9 protein-coding genes are annotated in these 16,756 nt (G+C 45.4%); 7 read left to right on the top strand and 2 right to left on the bottom strand.

Annotation, left to right across the window (positions count from 1 at the left end):
* Nucleotides 1–22: 22 nt before the first annotated feature.
* Nucleotides 23–2,509, bottom strand: a complete 2,487-nt coding sequence (locus ABD960_RS10030) for a glycoside hydrolase family 9 protein (protein WP_345331015.1) — start codon at nt 2,507–2,509, stop codon at nt 23–25.
* Between the two features lie 153 nt (nt 2,510–2,662).
* On the opposite strand from ABD960_RS10030, the gene ABD960_RS10025 reads away from it, so the two are divergent.
* Entirely contained in the window at nt 2,663–4,264 is a 1,602-nt protein-coding gene (locus ABD960_RS10025) for an AGE family epimerase/isomerase (protein ID WP_345331014.1), read from the top strand.
* Nucleotides 4,265–4,317: 53 nt separating this feature from the next.
* On the opposite strand, the gene ABD960_RS10020 is transcribed toward ABD960_RS10025, so the two are convergent.
* Nucleotides 4,318–5,316: a glycosyl hydrolase gene (locus ABD960_RS10020; RefSeq protein ID WP_345331013.1), complete on the bottom strand. Its 999-nt coding sequence runs from the start codon at nt 5,314–5,316 to the stop codon at nt 4,318–4,320.
* 214 nt (nt 5,317–5,530) lie between these two features.
* Between ABD960_RS10020 and glgX the strand changes: the two genes are divergently transcribed.
* The 6 genes from glgX (at nt 5,531) to ABD960_RS09990 (ending at nt 16,721) form a co-directional block, all read left to right on the top strand.
* On the top strand, nt 5,531–7,672 hold the full coding sequence (gene glgX / locus ABD960_RS10015) for a glycogen debranching protein GlgX (protein ID WP_345331012.1): 2,142 nt from the start codon (nt 5,531–5,533) through the stop codon (nt 7,670–7,672).
* Nucleotides 7,653–9,494 (top strand): malto-oligosyltrehalose trehalohydrolase, encoded by a 1,842-nt coding sequence (treZ, locus tag ABD960_RS10010; protein WP_345331011.1) that lies wholly within the window; start codon nt 7,653–7,655, stop codon nt 9,492–9,494. The genes glgX and treZ overlap by 20 nt, the downstream gene beginning before the upstream one ends.
* Entirely contained in the window at nt 9,487–13,698 is a 4,212-nt protein-coding gene (gene treY / locus ABD960_RS10005; protein WP_345331010.1) for a malto-oligosyltrehalose synthase, read from the top strand. Before treZ ends, treY begins: the two co-directional genes overlap by 8 nt.
* A 90-nt stretch (nt 13,699–13,788) precedes the next feature.
* Nucleotides 13,789–14,889, top strand: a complete 1,101-nt coding sequence (locus tag ABD960_RS10000) for a Gfo/Idh/MocA family protein (protein WP_345331009.1) — start codon at nt 13,789–13,791, stop codon at nt 14,887–14,889.
* Between the two features lie 195 nt (nt 14,890–15,084).
* A complete protein-coding gene (locus ABD960_RS09995) occupies nt 15,085–15,480 on the top strand; it encodes a hypothetical protein (protein WP_345331008.1) in 396 nt (131 codons plus the stop codon).
* A gap of 98 nt (nt 15,481–15,578) precedes the next feature.
* Nucleotides 15,579–16,721, top strand: coding sequence for an efflux RND transporter periplasmic adaptor subunit (locus tag ABD960_RS09990; protein ID WP_345331007.1), 1,143 nt, complete (start codon nt 15,579–15,581; stop codon nt 16,719–16,721).
* Nucleotides 16,722–16,756 lie beyond the last annotated feature (35 nt).

Genomic DNA, 16,756 nt, shown 5'->3' with positions numbered 1-16,756 from the left:
TCATCAAAATCATTCAATAAAATTATTTCTTATTCAACACATGATCTGCCGCCAGGGCCAGGAACAGGTAGTCGGTTGTGCCTCCACCTAATACGTACTCACCTTGCTGCCATAGATATGGCCATTTCAGCAATTCCGGGAAATCCGGGCGGATCAAGGCTGTGCCTGATGCGCTGCCGCCCGGTATGTACGACCAATCCGCACGGTTAAAGCCATACGCCGTGGTCATGGATTGTGAACCCACGCCCGATACGAATGAAGAGGTATTTGAACCCGGATGGCATCCTAATACAAAGTTCAACGCATCCAGCATGTAGTCAGTCGGTATAATATCAGGGAACGAGGCATGTAAAAAATACTGCCTGAAACCGAAGCTCTGTATACCCCAGCCTGCGCCCCAGATATCCGGTTCGTATGGTACGCCATACGGTGTTTTTTTACCGTCGGCTACGATTGTGCTATACATGGTTTTCACGGCTGAATTTACCGCCTGTTTGTATTGGGTGTTATTAACCAGCTTTAATGTACGGCCTATGTACCAGCCTGTTCTGGTTATATTTTTGGTAATGTCGTCTGTTTTGCTCACCAGGTAATCAGCATATTCTTTATCGCCGGTTGTTATTAACAGCTCGGCAGCCAGTTGTATGCGCGGCAATATGTTGTTTGATGCCGTATTCTTCCAAACCTCCTTGGCTATTTGCAGAGATTGCGTGGCCAGGGTATCATTATAACCCTTCATAACGCGACTGGCAGCGGCCAAATCAGCAGCGGCTTCCAGCTCACGTGGCGGGTTCTGCTCGGTAAATACCCAGCGGTCATCGGCCCAGGTTTTAATACCTGTAGCGTTTACCGGCGGCTGTTTGCTGTTGTAAGGAATGTTATCCGTAAGGTTGGCGGCATCGCCCAATAATACATATTGTTGTAAGGTTGGCTCAATAATACCCCGATAAAAGCGCCCTAATGTTCTGTAGCCATTAGTAACGGATAATAAACCATGCTCAATCTGCTGCAGCAGGTCGGGCTTGCTATCGGGTTCATGTATCTCGGTAACTAACGTTGTTTGATTGATGGCGGTATTATCATGCTTTTCGCCAAACTCTTCATAAGCCAGGGTGAGCCCGTAAACAGTTTCCGCTTGCGATTCTACCCTAAGGTCAAAATCGCCCGCGTCATGCCAGGCCCCACGGTTAAGCATAGGCACATTATCACCGGGTTTATATTTGGTAAGGGTTGAGCCACCCTGAATATAACCATCAAAGTGATTTGAGTCGATAGGAGCCATGCGGGCATCATCCAGATGGCACCAGCCATGCCAAACCCGATACTTCTCGTTAACGCGCATGTGGCACATTTGCGCGGGTAAAAAGTAATCAAGCGTAGGCTGCCAAACGTTTTCTTTAAACACACCTGCGTTAATAGCGAACGGACGGCTTTGATAATTACCATACTTTACCATATACATACCCGGTTTGGTCACCTTGGTAAAATCGAATTGCAGGTAGTGGTACCGTAAAAAATCACCCCATTCTTTAGGTGCCGATGTTAAAACAGGTTCCAGCCCGCCTTTTTCGCCTATACGCAGCAATGAGGCTTGTTTGCGGGTTTTATCCTTCTGATCTAATTCAATAACAGCAATTTTTGATTGTACCGGATGATAGCCCACTTGTGATATCTGGATCACTGGTTCCGACTGCCATCCGCTAACCGCGTTGGGCGTTACCAGCCACTCAATAGCGTTTTTTGATGCGCCTTTGGCCACCAGCGAGCGTACTACAAACCAACCGTTATTATGCTTGCCACGGCCATCCAGCAATTCAAGGTTGCCGCCCGATAAGTTTTGGATCGTCATGCGCTGGGCATCAAGCTCAGGTACTATAGTTAGTGATTTACCACTCGCCATAGGTTTTATTTGCAACTCACCGGCGGCATCTTTGTACATTTGTCCGTTTGGCTGCTGCGGAAATATGCCGAATTGCTGATCCATGTAGTACGAACGGCCAAACAAAATGCCCGGAAACAGCTCGAAGTTAAAACCAACCTTGCCTATCCATTCATCGGGCAGGGGCTTATCCAAATCAACAATAATGCGGAATGAGCGCCCCTCAGGCTTAACGCGTATGTTGTAAGCAAAATTCAGGTCGGGGTAGATGATCGGGTTAAAGCCCTTACGGTTCATGTCAGGGTTAGGGTACTCCATGCGTACACTAACCTCGTTCTTTTGGCGGTCAACCACGCGTTTGCCTACCTTCGGTATGGGCGACCATTGCCCTGGCGTAGGTTCAAGACGCAAATCGCCGTTAGTAGCCGTACGCTGCCCGTTCTGTATAACGCCAACGCCGCCCTGGTGGCCTTCCGGATAAAAATCATGCGCAAGCATCACGTTTACGCCCTCAAGTTCCAGGTAATCTTTACTATTGATTACCATCGCCTTTTTTTGCTGGCCGTAAACCGTGCAGGCGGTTGCTATTGTAATAAATAGTAAAAAGGATTTTTTGTATAAAATTTGCATAGATATGTTAAGTTACATAGTTGGTAAGCTAAAAGTAACATGGGAGCAAAAAGCCTTGTAATGTATTTTTACCAAATGCTTGTAATATATTGTCAAAATAGCGGTTTGGCGGCTTAAGCATTTATTTTTAATCCTGAAACCAATTATTCAACCATGCATAAACTAGTACAAAATAGCCTTAAACTAATGCTTGCAGGCAGCCTGATAACGCCTCAAATATTGTTTGCGCAAACCGATAAGCCAACCATCGCCAATCAGATGGAACGCTCTGCCAGGGTGGAGCTGCTCGACAAATGGTACCCACGCTCAGTTGATACCGCTTATGGCGGGTTTTTGAGTGCTTTTACCTATGATTTTAAAGTAGCACCCGATCAGCATAAAATGATTGTTACCCAGGCAAGGCACGTATGGTCAAACGCGAAGGCGGCATTATTTTATCCAAACGTACCATACTTTAAAGCCGATGCCAAACAGGGCTTTTTGTTTTTGAGGGATAAGATGTGGGACAAGCAGAACGGTGGTTTTTATACCTATACCGACAGGCAGGGCAACGTAGCCGAAAATTCATTCGCGCCTAAAGAATCGTATGGTAACTCTTTTGCCATATACGGGCTTGCCGCTTATTACCAGGCCTCCGGCGATACGGCCGCGCTTAACCTGGCCAAGCAAACCTTTTGGTGGTTAGAGAAACATGCGCATGACCCTATACATAAGGGCTACTACCAGCACATGGAGCTGGATGGCGCCGTGATAAAACGTACTGCTGATTTTCCGTCAACATCTGATAAAGGTTATAAAGATCAGAATACCTCTATCCACCTGCTCGAAGCTTTTACAGAACTCTATACCGTTTGGCCGGATAGCCTGCTGCGCGAAAGGTTAAACGAGATGCTGCTGTTGGTACGCGATAAGATAACTACGCCCAAGGGTTACCTCACCCTGTTTTTTCAACCGGACTGGACGCCTGTTTCAACCCGCGATTCATCAACCGCCAGCATTTTAAAGCACCGTTACCTCGATCATGTATCCTTTGGGCACGATGTGGAAACCGCTTACCTGATGCTGGAAGCATCGCACGTGCTGGGTTTAGGGCATGATGAGGCTACCCTGAAGGTAGCTAAACGCATGGTTGACCATTCCCTGAAAAATGGTTGGGATAAAAAATTAGGTGGTTTTTATGATGAGGGCTATTATTTTAAAGATCAGCCCGGTATCAGCATTATAAAGGATGGTAAAAACTGGTGGGCGCAGGCCGAGGGGCTTAATTCGCTGTTGCTGATGTCAACACTTTATCCGAAGGACGAGTTGAAATATTACGATAAATTCACACAGCTCTGGACGTATGTGCAAACCTATCTTATCGATCATCAGCACGGCGATTGGTACCCAGGAGGGATTGATAAAGAGCCTGAAATGAAAAAGGCGCTGAAAGGACAGATATGGAAAGGTACTTACCACAATTTTCGCGCGCTCATGAACTGTATCAACCAATTAAAACCCGACAATACGCCGCCGACCGTACCGCAAAAGGTATCCCTTAAAAAGCTAACCACCGGGGCAAAGCTGCAATGGGCTGCAGCTAAGGATAACCGGCAGTTTATGGGCTATAATATTTATAGCAACGGCAAACGCATAGGCTATACGCCGCTCAACTGGTTTATGGTAAACACCGGTGATGCAAAAACCCATTACACTATTCGTGCTGTTGATTTGCAGGGAAACTTATCTAAGCCGAGCCATCCGGTTTCAAACTAAACAAAAATGCCGGGCTACGTACCCGGCATTTTTGTTTAATACGATATTACGATCTACTTGTAATTGATCTCATCAAGCGTTAGAGCTTGCGGGCGGGCATAGTTGCCTTTCACCAGTTCTTTGGTGTTATGTGTCCACAACCAATCGCCCCAAACCATAAACCATACCCATTCCGGTTGTGCTTTAAGTATTTCAGGTTTAGGTAGTTCACCAACTTCAGTTAAAGCAATTGGTTTGCCTTTGGCTAACTGTAAAAGCTCGTTATAATCTTTCTGCTCATAATCGGCATTATAAATATCGGTACCCAATATATCTACATACTTTGCGCCTGGGTAATAGTATTTGTATGAGTAGGCCTGGTCTTGGGGCAGGTCGCGCGGGCCGTTAGCTCCCCATACCCAAATCAGGTTGTTTAGTTTGTGGTAGTTGGTGTAGCGGTCGTACATCATCTTCCATAACTTGCTGATGCCATCCGGCCCTTTTTTATCGCCCCACCAAAACCATACGCCATTCATCTCGTGGTATGGCCGCCAAAGTACGGGTACTTTTGCATCCTGTAGTTTTTTCAGCCATACGGCTATCTGGTCAACCTGTGCCAGCCAGCGTTTGTTTAATTCGGTATTAGGTGTGGTTAGCTCCTTCCATTGGGCGGGGGTAAGCTTGGCCTGTACGCTTTCTTTCCAGCCGTAAGGCGGGTTATCGGTAGGGCGGCCCTGGTGCCACATCAGGCAGATAAGGTAGCCTTGTTTATAACGTTTAATGGCCTGGTCAACTATGGTTTGGCCAACGTCATTGGTGCCGCTCCAAATAAAATCGGCACCCCAAAGGCCAGGTTCTTTACCGGTAATCGCTTTTACGCTATCCAAATGCTTGTTAGGTATATGCGGGTAGTTGTGCTGCCCGGTTATAATGTGTTTGCCTTTAATACTGTAAATGTAACTCAACAGTTTGCGCGCCTCGGGTGTGGTGTTCGGGTTTACCGGGGCAAACTGTTGCTGGGCAAAGCCGTTTAGCCCTGCCACAAGGGCAAGTAGGGTAAGCTTTATTCTCATAATAGGTTTTTTAACAAAGCTACTCAGTAGCCGAAGCAGGGGTTAATGTTTATTTATCCTTATAGTATATTATTTTGAGCCGTTTTTAAAGGTTGTTTAAACATTATTGTTGTTTCGCTGTAGTAATGATGTCTGGCGCAAAACTGATGTCGGGCGTTATAGCTGATGCCTGTTTTATCTCTGCTGCCACAATAAAAACATTTACAATCTATCTATGGAAATAATAACTTACCCGGGTAAACCGTACCCGCTGGGTGCAACGTGGGATGGCGAAGGCGTGAATTTTACACTTTATGCCGATAATGCTACCGGCGTTGAACTGTGCTTGTTTGATTCGCCCGAATCTCAAACCGAATCAAAAAAAATTAAGCTTTATGAACGTTCACATCAGGTATGGCATGTTTACCTGCCGGGTGTAAAACCAGGGCAGTTATACGGCTACCGTGTGCATGGCCCTTATGAACCGCAGAACGGCCACCGCTTTAACCCGAATAAATTATTGTTAGACCCTTATGCCAAGGCCATTGCGGGTGTAATTGACTGGCACGATTCACTGTTTGCCTACCAGGTTGGTCACCCTGATGAAGACCTGAGCTATAGCGAGGAAGACAGCGCGCCTTATATACCAAAATCGGTAGTTATTGATAATAATTTTGACTGGGGAGATGATGCTCCGCCACGTACGCCATATCATCAGTCAGTGATCTACGAAGCACACGTTCGTGGCCTTACAATGCAGCACCCGGAGATACCGGAGGATATCCGAGGTTCTTACGCGGCTATCGCGCATCCGGCTATCATCAAGCACCTGCAGGATTTAGGCATCACCGCTATTGAACTGATGCCGATCCATCAGTTTGTGAACGACCGTTACCTGGTTGAAAAAGGTCTGCGTAACTACTGGGGCTATAACTCCATCGGCTTTTTTGCGCCTGATGTTCGCTATTCATCCAGCGGCGTTACCGGCGGACAGGTAAGCGAGTTCAAAAACATGGTGAAGGAGTTACATAAAGCAGGAATAGAGGTTATACTTGATGTGGTATACAACCATACCGGCGAGGGTAACCAGATGGGGCCTACGCTCTCATTTAAAGGCGTGGATAACGCGTCATATTACCGTTTGGTTGATGATGATAAGCGTTTTTACATGGACTATACAGGTACAGGTAATACGCTTAATGCTATGCTGCCCAATGTGTTAAGATATATAATGGATAGCCTGCGTTACTGGATAACCGAGATGCATGTTGATGGCTTCCGCTTTGATCTTGCGTCGACCTTGGCCCGCGAACTGCATGAGGTAAACCGGTTGAGCGCGTTTTTTGATATTATTCACCAGGATCCCATCATATCGCAGGTTAAGCTGATTGCCGAGCCCTGGGATGTGGGCGAGGGTGGTTACCAGGTAGGTAAATTCCCGCCGGGATGGGTGGAGTGGAATGGTAAATACCGTGATTGCATCCGCGATTACTGGCGTGGTGCCGACAGTATGCTTGGCGAGTTTGCCCAGCGCTTTACCGGCAGCCCCGACCTTTACCAGGATGACTACCGCAGGCCTACTGCCAGCATCAACTTTATAACCGCGCATGATGGTTTCACCATGCACGATCTGGTATCGTACAACGAGAAACACAACGATGCCAACGGCGAAGATAACAACGATGGCGAAAGCCACAACCGCTCGTGGAACTGCGGTGCAGAGGGGGAAACTGATGACGAATCGGTAAACGAGCTTCGCGCGCAGCAAAAGCGTAATTTTATGTCGACGCTATTTTTATCGCAAGGGGTGCCTATGTTGGTAGCCGGCGATGAAATGGGCCGTACACAGGGTGGTAACAACAATGCTTATTGCCAGGATAACGAAATTTCATGGGTAAACTGGGAGAATGCTGATAAAGAGCTGCTTGAGTTTACGCAAAAGCTCATACACTTCCGCAGGGAGCATCCCAACTTCAGGCGCAGGCGCTGGTTTCAGGGGCAGCCTGCTAAAGGCCAGCAACTGGAAGATATTGCCTGGTTTTTACCAGAAGGCGATGAAATGAGTGAGGAGAACTGGAGCCACGATTTTGCGAAATCATTAGCCGTATTTTTAAACGGAAAGGGTATTCACTCGCTCGGGGCAAAAGGGGAGCGCATAGTGGACGATAGTTACTATGTGATATTTAACGCGTTTCATGAAGCTATAGATTATAAATTACCGGCTGAAAAATTCGGCAAAAAGTGGAAAGTGGTTTTAAACACCGCCGATTATAAAGCCGACAGATCAGTTTATAACGCCGGGGAAACGGTTACTGTTGAAGGGCGTACAGTGGTTTTATTAGAGCATCATAACAAGCATGAAGAAGCCGCAGATTAATAAACGGAGCCTTGGCGTAAATTTTGGTGCTGACGGCTTGGCTCAAATAGCGGTTTGGGCGCCGCTTGTAAAGCAGATTTCTGTTGTAGTGGATGAAAAAAAACTTGATTTACCGCTCAAAGGCGAAGATTATGGTTACTGGACGCTCACTACCGATAAAATACAGCCCGGCGACAGGTATATGTTTAATTTGGATGGAGAGAAGCAGCGCCCCGACCCAGCCTCTCTTTCGCAACCTGAAAGTGTGCACGGGCCGTCGGAGGCGTTAGATATTTCCACGTTTAATTGGACTGACGCTTTATGGACGAATCACAAGCAGGATGCCTACATCATCTACGAACTGCATATTGGTACGTTTACTCCTGAAGGTACATTTGATGCCGCCATCACAAAACTCGATCATCTGGTTGAAGTGGGCATTACGGCTGTGGAAATTATGCCGGTAGCGCAATTTCCCGGCGGCCGAAACTGGGGTTATGATGGCGTTTTACCCTATGCGGTGCAGGACACTTATGGCGGTCCGGAGGGACTGATGCGTTTGGTTGATGCCTGCCATGCAAAAGGCCTGGCGGTTGTGTTGGATGTGGTTTACAATCACCTTGGCCCCGAAGGAAATTACTTCAACGATTTTGGTGCCTACTTTACTGATAAATATCACACGCCATGGGGCAATGCCATCAATTTTGATGATGCCTGGTGCGATGCTGTACGGCTATATTACATCGAGAACGCATTGATATGGTTCAGGGATTTTCATATCGATGCGCTGCGGATGGACGCTGTTCACGCGATTAAAGACCTTAGTCCGACACATGTACTTAAGGAGATCAAACAGCATGTCGATGAATTAATGGCTTTGACAAGCCGAAAATATCACTTGATTGCCGAATTAGATTTGAACGATCCAGTTTATATAAATAGTTTAAATAATAATGGTTATGGCATTGATTTGCAATGGATTGACGAGTTTCATCATGCCCTTCGTGTAACAGCGGGTGAGCCACAAACCGGTTATTATTCGGATTTTACCGGAATAGATCATTTGGCAAAGACTTACCGCGACGCTTATGTGTTTGATGGTATATATTCGCCGCATCGGCTAAAAACATTCGGTGCGAGTGCTTCAAAAAACAAAGGAAATCAATTTATCGTATTCTCCCAAAATCACGACCAGGTGGGTAACCGCATGTTAGGCGAGCGTACCAGCACATTGGTAAGTTTTGAAATGCAGAAACTGATGGCGGCGGCGGTAATGTGTAGTCCATACATACCTATGTTATTTATGGGCGAAGAATGGGCTGAAACAAACCCGTTCCAATATTTTATCAGTCATACTGATGACGAGCTGGTAGAAGCCGTACGCAAAGGCCGCAAAGAGGAGTTTAAAGCTTTTCACGCCGAAGGCGAGACGCCCGATCCACAGTCGGAAGATACGTTTAACCGGTCGAAATTGCAATGGCAATTACTAACCCAACCCAGGCACAAGGAAATGCTGGAATACTACAAAACGTTAATAAATCTGAGAGTTAACCACAAGGCTTTAAGGGAATTAAACCGCGAAAACCTAAGTGTTACTGCTGATGCCGGTAAGAAAATCCTGATGCTTCAGCGCTGGCACGAAGATGAAAAAATTTGTTGTGTACTGAATTTTTCTGACAGTGTACAACAAGTTGATCTGCCTGAAAATAACAACTGGACAACGTTGTTTAACAGTGCTGACGAAAAGTGGGGCGGCAAAGCAATAATTCAGCAGGAGGAAGCGGCTCGCGCCGCATCAGTACAACCTGAATCTGTAACAGTTTATATCAATCGTTATGTTTAATCCAGTAGCAACCTATCGCATCCAGTTCAACAAGGATTTTACCTTTACCGATCTTGAACGGATAATACCGTATTTGCAATCGCTCGGAATAAAAACGCTGTATGCTTCTCCCATTTTTGAAGCCGTACCGGGCAGCACGCATGGTTATGACGTTACCAATCCGCACGTAATCAATCCGGAAATAGGTACGCTGAAACAACTGCGGCAGATAAGTAAACGGTTAAAAGAGAGTGGAATAAACTGGTTGCAGGACATCGTGCCAAATCATATGGCTTTTGATACCAAAAACAGTTGGTTGATGGATGTGCTGGAGAAAGGCACGTTATCCGCTTATGCCTCATTTTTTGATACCGCCGGAACAAGCGAGCTTTTTGAAGGCAAAATTATGTTGCCCTTTTTAGGATCATCACTTGAGGACGTAATCAATAACGATGAATTAAAGCTGACTTACGCGGATGGCGCTTTTTATCTGAGCTACTACGATAACAATTATCCGGTTAATATAAGCACCTACGACGCGGTGTTATCAGCCGTAAAAGGAAAAGATAGCGCACTGAAAAAGTTGCTGCAGGAAATTAAACAAACACATCAAAATGATGATGTAAGTGCTTTTACAATAGCTTTTAATGAGTTAAAAATCCAGTTAAAATCCTTGTTTTCCGGCGAGGGATATAAGGGTAAGATCGACCGGGCAATCCAACTGATCAATCAAGATAAGGCTGAGCTTTCGCAACTTGTTGAGATGCAGTATTACCGGCTGTGTAACTGGCAGGAAACCGATAGCAAGATAAATTTCCGCCGGTTTTTTACCGTGAACGGGTTGATCTGCCTGAACATGCAAAACCCGAACGTATTTACAAATTATCATAAATTCATTGCATCATTACTTAAAGAAGGTGTATTCCAGGGCGTCAGGGTTGACCATGTTGATGGTTTGTATGATCCGACAGGTTATCTGGAAAATCTGCGCAAGCTTGTTGGTAATGACGTTTACATCGTGGTAGAAAAGATACTGGAAAAAGACGAGCAATTGCCGGAAAGCTGGCCGATTGAAGGGGCAACTGGCTACGAGTTTTTAGCAGTAATCAATAATTTGCTAACCAATGCAGATGGCGAAAAGCAGTTTACTTCGCTATACAACCGCTTAACAGGTAATGGTAAGTTAAGTGAGGCCGATATACACGAAAAAAAGGCTTACATACTAAAACAGCACATGGCAGGAGAACTGGCTAACCTGACCAGGTACTTTTGCGAATTTAATTTGATCGGTGAGCATGAGCATCAGCAAACAGACCACGAAAAGCTAAAGGAAGCTATTGCCCGGTTTTTAATTTACTGCCCGGTTTACAGGTATTATGGCAACACGATGCCGCTTGCAGCGGATGAAGCAAAGCAGGTATCAGCCATCATAAAAAAAATAAAAGAAAGCGATGCAGAGCTAAAGCAATCAGCAATGCTATTAGAGCAGGCTTTACTGAAAAATCCGGAAGAAAAGGCCGCGGAATATGCTGATAATGCTTTAAGTTTTTATCAGCGCTGTATGCAGTTAAGCGGTCCGTTGATGGCTAAAGGGGTTGAAGATACGCTGATGTATACCTACAACCGTTTTGCAGCGCATAATGAAGTAGGAGACGCGCCGGACGCGTTTGGTATGCCGGTTGATGAATTTCATGCCTATATGAAGCATAGGCAAGCCCATTGGCCGCTTGCGCTAAACGGTACATCAACGCATGATACTAAGCGTGGCGAAGATGTGCGCGCAAGGCTCAATGCGCTATCTGCCATGCCTGATTTGTGGAGCAAAGCAGCTGAGCAATGGATTAAAGAAAATTCACAGCCGGACGGTGATAAGGTGCTTGATGTTAATGATATATACCTGATTTTTCAAACCATCGTCGGCGCATACTCGATGCCCGGACAGGGAGACGATAACTTTGAACAGCGCCTGCATGATTATCTGGAGAAGGCGCTTCGTGAGGGTAAACAGCATTCGCAATGGGCGCAGCCGGATGAAGATTATGAAACAGCGGCTAAAAATTTTGCGTCGCGTTTACTCGATAATGGTTCACCATTTTGGAAGAGTTTCTCGGGCATTCACCCGCAACTTGCCGATCATGGTATTGTTAATTCACTGTCGCAGTTACTGCTCAAATTCACTTGCCCGGGCGTACCTGATATTTACCAGGGCTGCGAGCGTTGGGACCTGAGCCTTGTTGACCCGGATAACCGCAGAGATGTTGATTATACTTTAAGTGATACATTGCTGAAAGATATACAATTAGGTGCAAGAGAAGATATTAAACGGCTTTGGAACGAACGATATACCGCCTCCATCAAGCTTTGGCTTACCAAAAGCTTACTTGCCATTAGGATTAAATATTCCGAAGTATTTACTTCCGGAAAATACGTGCCGTTAAAAGTTAAGGGTAAATACAAGCAGCATATCCTGGCATACGCCAGGCATTATCAGCAACAATGGATAGTGACGGTTATCCCGCTACACCTGCCTGTTATAAAAGCAAACATTGCCGAAGAGTCGATTAATTGGGCATCTACAAGGATCGTACTACCTGAAGGAATACCCGAAAGCTATTACAATGAGTTAGCAGGAACAGAGGGCCGCTCGCAAGAGGATGAATTGTTTATAAAAGATGTCTTTGCAGATTATCTGCCTTTGGGATTAATTAGCTTTAAGCGTCAGGAGAGCCCACGCGGATCAGGCCTGTTGTTGCATATCACATCGTTGCCGTCTGATTTTGGCGTAGGCGATTTGGGGCCGCAAGCATTAGCCTTTGCACATGCTTTGGCGTACAGCCAGCAAAAATACTGGCAGCTGCTTCCACTTACACCAACCGAGATGGTAAACAGCCATTCGCCATATAGTTCGTTTTCAAGTATGGCCGGGAATACGTTGCTTATTAGCCCGGAGTTGCTGGCTAAAGATGGTTTGTTAACCAACGACGACTTAAAAGCCCATGCAATGCCATCAAAAGCTGAAGTGGATTATGTCGCGGCTGAACGTATTAAGCAGCAGTTACTGAATATTGCCTGGGGTATTTTTCAAAAGCAAGGCGAAAATTCACAAGCTGATTTTGCGAGCTATTGCCGCGAGCAGGATGCCTGGCTTAACGATTTTGCACTATATGTGGTGATAAAACAGCATCACGGTGGCAAGCCCTGGTATGAGTGGCATCAGGATTATAGTCAGCGTAAAGACAAATCGCTCAAAGCCTTCGGCCGCAAATATGCTGATGAAGTGCTTAAAGCCAAATGGATGCAATATATTTTTGCCAAACAATGGCAAGGCTTGCGTAGCTATTGTAATGACTTGGGTGTAAAGCTCTTTGGCGATCTGCCATTTTACGTAAGCTATGACTCGGCAGACGTTTGGGCGCACCGCGAATTTTTTAATCTGGATGAACAAGGTAAAATGCTTGGCGTAGCAGGTGTACCGCCTGATTATTTTAACGCCGATGGACAGCTTTGGGGCATGCCTGTTTTTTGCTGGGATAAGCTAAAGCAGCAAAATTACAGCTGGTGGGTACAGCGCATCAAAAAAAATATGGAACTTTTTGATGTGCTCCGTCTGGATCATTTCAGGGCATTTGCGGCGTACTGGGACGTACCGGCCGACGAAACTACCGCCATAAATGGTAAGTGGCAGCAAGGCCCTGGCAATCATTTCTTTGAAACGCTGAAAGCTGAGCTCGGAGAGTTACCGTTGGTTGCAGAAGATTTGGGCGATATTGACGACGCGGTATACCAGCTGCGTGATGAGTTTAGTTTGCCGGGCATGAAAGTGCTACAATTCGCCTTTGGCGATAACATGCCGCAGTCGCCCTACATACCCCACAATTACACCGCAAATTATATTGTTTATACCGGTACGCATGATAATAACACTACTGTTGGCTGGTTTCGGCAGGACGCCGGGAAGCCCGAAAAACGCAGGCTTTTCGATTATACAGGCATCAAAATAAAATCAGGTAACGTGCACGAGGTGATGATCAGGCTGGCGATGAATTCGGTAGCAAACACATGTATCATTCCGGTTCAGGATCTGCTTGGTCTTGATGAAGAATCTCGTATGAATATACCGGCCTCGTCATCAAAAAATTGGCTTTGGCGTTTAAAACCGGGGCAGCTCGGCCAAAAAGATATTAAGAAGCTACTTAAATGGACGTTAGCCGGCAATCGTGTGTAAATAAAATTACAACAATTTGGAATTTAGTGTGTTAAAGTTACACGCACCAGTTAAATAACCGATTGTACATTATTATTAAAACAAAAAGTCATGCAGAATTTCGAGGATTTCAACCGCAGGAATTTTTTAAAGACCTTATCAATCAGTGCCGGTGCATTGATGTTGTCGCCGGCATTACAGGCGTTCAACCCGCAGGGTAAAAAGCTTGGTATAGCGCTTGTTGGTTTGGGCGGTTATAGTGGTGGCCAGCTTGCGCCCGCATTGCAGCAAACCAAACACTGCTACCTGGCCGGTATTGTTACCGGCACACCCTCAAAAGCCGACGAATGGTCAAAAAAATACAACATACCCGATAAGAATATTTATAACTACAGCAACTTCGATGAGATAGCTAAAAACCCGGCTATAGATATTGTGTACGTGGTGCTCCCTGTATCCATGCATAAGGAATTCACCATCCGCGCAGCAAAAGCAGGCAAGCACGTTATCTGCGAAAAACCTATGGCCCTTAACGCGGCCGACTGTACGGAGATGATTGCAGCCTGTAAAAAGGCAAATCGTATGCTCTCTATCGGTTACCGTTTGCATTTTGAGCCGCATAATATGGAGATGATGCGCCTGGGCCAAAAAAAGGTGTATGGTAAAGTAACCGCCATTGATACAGGTAACGGTTTTGTATATCGCGGAGACCCCAACGCCTGGCGATTAAAAAAAGCGCTTTCAGGAGGCGGCGCGTTGATGGATATGGGGGTATACTCTATTCAGGGTACTCGCTACACGTTAGGGCAGAATCCTTTGTTTGTAACCGCTACCGAGCAAAAAACAAACAACGAGTTATTTAAAGAAGTTGATGAAACCATTATGTGGGAGTTCGAATTTCCGGGAGGGTTAAAAACTACTGGTAAGTCGAGCTATAATAATAACTGGGGTTATTTAAAAGCTACCGCCGAGAAAGGTCAGTTTTCTCTTGAGCCCGCGTTTGGGTACGGCGGCATAAAAGGTACAACGCACGAAGGTATTATGAATTTCCCGCAGATAAACCAGCAGGCCGCCCAGATGGATGATTTCGCCTTATGCGTATTAAATAAAAAACAAACACGCGTACCCGGTGAGGAAGGCTTAAAGGATATGAAGGTGATTGATGCCATTTATCGCAGCATAGTATCCGGGAAAAAAGAAAAGATAGTGTAACATTTACATCACGTAAAGCAGGTATACAATTGCCAATCAGAATAACATTTTTTCCTTCTTGTTAAATTCATTATAATATTTTACTCTTGAATAAAAATGCGAGAGTTTATTGTTATTATTGATGGTGAATAGCGATTTTATTATTAGAATGTTTTAAACATTGTGTGATTTTTTGCTAACTTCGCAATTAAGGTTATGCAAAAAAAGTTTGCTTACATATTTGTATCCGTTATTTGTTGGTTTGCCATTATTGTGGTATCTCCTATTTCGGGTGCCCTTGTACACAAACAATATGATGCTAACAGCCAAAACCTTAACGGTAAGTATACTCACGCGCACATAAGTGCAGATGATGCGAACTTTTATAACGATGATGCATCTGAGTCTACCAACCAAAAACGGCTTGTAGCCCGGTTCAGGGTTCGCTTCCTTTTAAATCGTACTGTCCAGATTAACGCGCTTTTGCCAACCGGAAATTCCATTCCGGGGTTGTTACCGGCGCATGTAAAGCATTTGTTTTCACGATTTGTAATCAGCAAAGCATTTTTGCCCGCTTATTACGGGTTTCTGTTCAGGCTTAGCCCTTTCTAATACATTTTCTTTTTCTGCCATTTGCGGTTTCGCCGTAAATTTTTTTGTTACACCCACGCTTCAGTGTGTAATTTATTACAGCTTTAACAAACCAAACAATGAAAAAGATTAAAGTTTTAGGCTATGCTATAGCCCTTGCCGCGGCATTTATGGTCACGGGTTGCTCTTCAGGTACTGCCACAGATAAGGCAGCTGAAAATGCTGATACACTTCATTATCCTGTAATGACGTTACAGGCTACAGATACCGTACTGAAAAAACCTTACGTTGCCGATATCCAGGCACACAAGAATGTTGAAATCCGCGCCCGTGTACAGGGCTTTCTTGAAAAAATATATGTTGACGAGGGCAAGCCGGTAAAAAAAGGGCAATTACTATTCAAGATCAACGATCAGGAGTTTAAAGTGCAGCTTACCAAAGCAAAGGCCGCTTTAAGTAATGCAGTGGCCGATGCCAAGGCTACCGAACTTGAGGTTGACCGTGTTAAGATGCTAGTTGACAAGAAAGTTATCGCCAAATCCGAACTTGAAGTAGCACAATCTAAATTAAATGCCGACAGGGCTACTATAGACGAAGCACGTTCGATGGTGCAAAGCGCGCAAAACCAGTTGGCTTACACACAGGTAACAGCGCCGTTTGATGGCATTGTTGACCGTATTCCGCTAAAAGCAGGTAGTTTGATTGATGAAGGCGCGCTGCTCACCAGTTTGTCTGACGTAAGCTCGATGTACGCGTACTTCAGCTTTCCTGAAAACGAATATCTGCGTTATGTGCGCACCATGAAAACTTCGCCCGATAAAACAAGCACTGAGGTAAGCCTGGTACTGGCTGATGGTTTGGAATTCCCGGAAAAAGGGAAGATAGAAACCATCGAAGGTGAAATAGAACAAACTACCGGTTCAATTAATTTCCGTGCCCGTTTCCCTAACCCGCAGGGATTATTGAGGCATGGCGCAACCGGCAAATTATATATCTCCACAAAAGCCGAAAATGTGGTTATGGTACCGCAGCAATCGGTGTTTGACATTCAGGACAAAAGCTACGTTTACGTGGTTGACGAGGGTAACAAACTGCACATGCAGGCATTTACCCCGCTAACACGTTTCTCACATTACTACATTGTAAAGGAAGGCCTCAAAGCAGGCGATAAAATCCTGTACGAAGGCACTCAGAACGTACGCGACGGAATGGTAATTAAACCCAGGCAAGTAGCAAAGGATGCTTTTATAGCGATGCAATAAGCAAAGCGTCCGGAGTTGCAATTATGTGGCGATCC

This window comes from Mucilaginibacter defluvii, from assembly GCF_039543225.1.
Classification (GTDB): Bacteria; Bacteroidota; Bacteroidia; order Sphingobacteriales; family Sphingobacteriaceae; genus Mucilaginibacter; species Mucilaginibacter defluvii.
Note: the sequence above shows the minus strand (reverse complement) of the source record. Positions and strands in the feature narration are given on the sequence as shown.

Coding starts and splice junctions, on each gene's coding strand:
- ABD960_RS10020 (WP_345331013.1), bottom strand. CDS start 5,316: ATGAGAATAAAGCTTACCCTACTTGCCCTTGTGGCAGGGCTAAACGGC.
- glgX (WP_345331012.1), top strand. CDS start 5,531: ATGGAAATAATAACTTACCCGGGTAAACCGTACCCGCTGGGTGCAACG.
- ABD960_RS09990 (WP_345331007.1), top strand. CDS start 15,579: ATGAAAAAGATTAAAGTTTTAGGCTATGCTATAGCCCTTGCCGCGGCA.
- ABD960_RS10000 (WP_345331009.1), top strand. CDS start 13,789: ATGCAGAATTTCGAGGATTTCAACCGCAGGAATTTTTTAAAGACCTTA.
- treY (WP_345331010.1), top strand. CDS start 9,487: ATGTTTAATCCAGTAGCAACCTATCGCATCCAGTTCAACAAGGATTTT.
- ABD960_RS09995 (WP_345331008.1), top strand. CDS start 15,085: ATGCAAAAAAAGTTTGCTTACATATTTGTATCCGTTATTTGTTGGTTT.
- ABD960_RS10025 (WP_345331014.1), top strand. CDS start 2,663: ATGCATAAACTAGTACAAAATAGCCTTAAACTAATGCTTGCAGGCAGC.
- ABD960_RS10030 (WP_345331015.1), bottom strand. CDS start 2,509: ATGCAAATTTTATACAAAAAATCCTTTTTACTATTTATTACAATAGCA.
- treZ (WP_345331011.1), top strand. CDS start 7,653: ATGAAGAAGCCGCAGATTAATAAACGGAGCCTTGGCGTAAATTTTGGT.